A 2,138-nucleotide genomic window follows, 5' to 3' on the forward strand; every position below is an offset into this window, starting at 1 on the left:
AGCACGGCCTGCCGCTGATCGTCGACAACACACTGGCCTCGCCCTACCTCATCCGGCCGATCGAGCATGGCGCCGACATCGTCGTCCATTCGCTGACCAAATTCATCGGCGGTCACGGCAATTCGATCGGCGGCGCCATCGTCGACGGCGGCACCTTCGACTGGTCGAAATCGGGCAAATACCCGATGCTGTCGGAACCGCGCCCCGAATATGGTGGTCTTGTCCTGCACGAAACCTTCGGCAATTTCGCCTTCGCCATTGCCGCGCGCGGGCTCGGCCTGCGCGATCTCGGCCCGGCGATCTCCCCGTTCAACGCCTTCCTCATCCTGACCGGCCTGGAAACCCTGCCGCTGCGCATGCAGCGCCACTGCGACAATGCCGTCACCGTTGCCGCCTGGCTGTCCAACCACCCCAAGGTCGCATCGGTGAATTACCCCGGCCTGCCCTCAGACAAGAACAACGCGCTGCAGAAGAAGTACTCACCACTTGGCGCCGGCGCCGTGTTCACCTTCGCGCTGAAGGGCGGCTATGACGCGGGCGTCAAATTCGTCGAGGCGCTCGAGCTGTTCTCGCACCTCGCCAATGTCGGCGACACCAAGTCGCTGGTCATCCACCCGGCCTCGACCACGCACCGCCAGCTTTCCGACGAGCAGAAGGTCAAGGCCGGCGCAGGACCGGACACGGTGCGGCTTTCGATCGGCATCGAGGACGTCAACGACATCGTCGCCGACCTCGAACAGGCGCTAGCCAAGGTCTGATCGATCATGAGCGAGTCAAACTTTCTTTCCATCGGCGTCGACGCTGTCGACGCCGAACAGGGTGCACCGGCGCCCGACCGGCTGATCTCGGGCGATCCCAAATTCCGCACCTGGAATGTCGAGGAGCGCGACGGCGGCCTCTATGCCGGCATATGGGAATCGACCCCGGGCAAATGGCGCATCGTCTATGACGAGTGGGAGTTCTGCCACATCCTGTCCGGCGTTTCGGTGATCGCGGAGGACGGTGGGCAAGCGCGCACCGTCAAGACCGGCGACAGCTTTGTGCTGAAGCCCGGCTTCAAGGGCAGCTGGGAAGTGCTTGAAACGACTCGCAAGGAGTATGTGATCAAGCTTTGATCTCGCGTCGCCATGATGCTCGCGATCGGGGGGACAAACCGCTGTCCTGCCGAGCTATTTCAGAGGCAGAAAGAGTTCAACGACCACTTCGCGTAGCGGGCCCTCCGGGAAGTGGGACAGATGTCGTTGGCAATAGATCGGAAAGTCGCGTGCTTCCTCGCCGCTGGCCGGAAGCCATTCACGATAAAGATAAAGTGCTGCGGGTTCGAGATTGTTGGTATTGCCAGGGTAGCGCAGCACCGCGCAGCGCCCGCCGGGGATCACGCCAGCCTTCATCTGCCCGTCATTCGCCTCGATCGGCCGGTCTGTCCCGGCACAAATGTCCATGCTGTAGTCAGCCGGGACCGCGGGCTCCCTTTCGGAACGGAAGACGTTGAAGGTCGGGCTTGTCTCGGGCGACAAGCCCGCCGCCTTACGCCAGGCGATGAACCGCTGGATGGTGTCCTGGAGCGTCGCCCGGTCTCCGCGGTGCTCCATGATCGCCACCGGCGTCGGGGGCACATCGCGGATCGTCACGTCGTCGTGTTCAAAGATTATCTGCATAAGCGTGTTCCTTGCTTTTTCGAGGGGCCCGAAGGCCATGAGCCACGACCCCCAGTCGGGAGACTTCCGGAACGACGACGGCGATTGTCCGAACCGTTGCCGAAAGGCGCGGGCGAAGGCATCCGGCGCGTCGTAACCGGCATCCATGGCTATGTCGGTGACGCTTTGGGCGTCACTTTCGGCAAGTCTGTACGAAGCACGCTTCATGCGGGCGAGCTGGACATAGCGATGCACGGACACCCCGAAGGTGGACGTGAACTGCCGGTGGAAATGATATTTCGAGAACGCCGCGACACCGCTCAACGCCTCCAGCCCCAGATCGTCATCCAGATGCTGGTCTATATGGTCTAGCACCCGCTGCATTCGGGCTGGGTAGTTTTCAAGTGCGGCCTTCAACGTCTCTTTCTCCGTGACGACACCAGTTAGGCCTTTCCGAATATATCGCGCTCGACCGATCTTGCGATTTGGCATGGATCGACA

Annotated in this window: 3 protein-coding genes; 2 read left to right on the top strand and 1 reads right to left on the bottom strand. The window is 61.9% G+C overall.

Features of this window, described 5'->3' with window-relative positions; all coding sequences use genetic code 11:
• On the top strand, positions 1 to 758 hold a 758-nt coding region (locus tag EN969_RS27965), incomplete at its 5' end, for a PLP-dependent transferase (protein WP_206525247.1).
• A 6-nt stretch (positions 759 to 764) separates the two neighbouring features.
• A complete protein-coding gene (locus tag EN969_RS27970; RefSeq protein WP_063167787.1) occupies positions 765 to 1,115 on the top strand; it encodes a cupin domain-containing protein in 351 nt (116 codons plus the stop codon).
• Between the two features lie 54 nt (positions 1,116 to 1,169).
• Here EN969_RS27970 and EN969_RS27975 read toward each other — a convergent pair whose 3' ends face one another.
• Positions 1,170 to 2,054 carry an AraC family transcriptional regulator gene (locus EN969_RS27975; RefSeq protein WP_063170209.1) on the bottom strand — a complete coding sequence of 295 codons (885 nt, stop codon included), beginning with the start codon at positions 2,052 to 2,054 and terminating at the stop codon, positions 1,170 to 1,172.
• Positions 2,055 to 2,138: the final 84 nt, after the last annotated feature.

It is taken from the genome of Mesorhizobium sp. M7A.F.Ca.CA.003.01.2.1 (assembly GCF_003998945.1).
Taxonomy (GTDB): Bacteria; Pseudomonadota; Alphaproteobacteria; order Rhizobiales; family Rhizobiaceae; genus Mesorhizobium; species Mesorhizobium ciceri.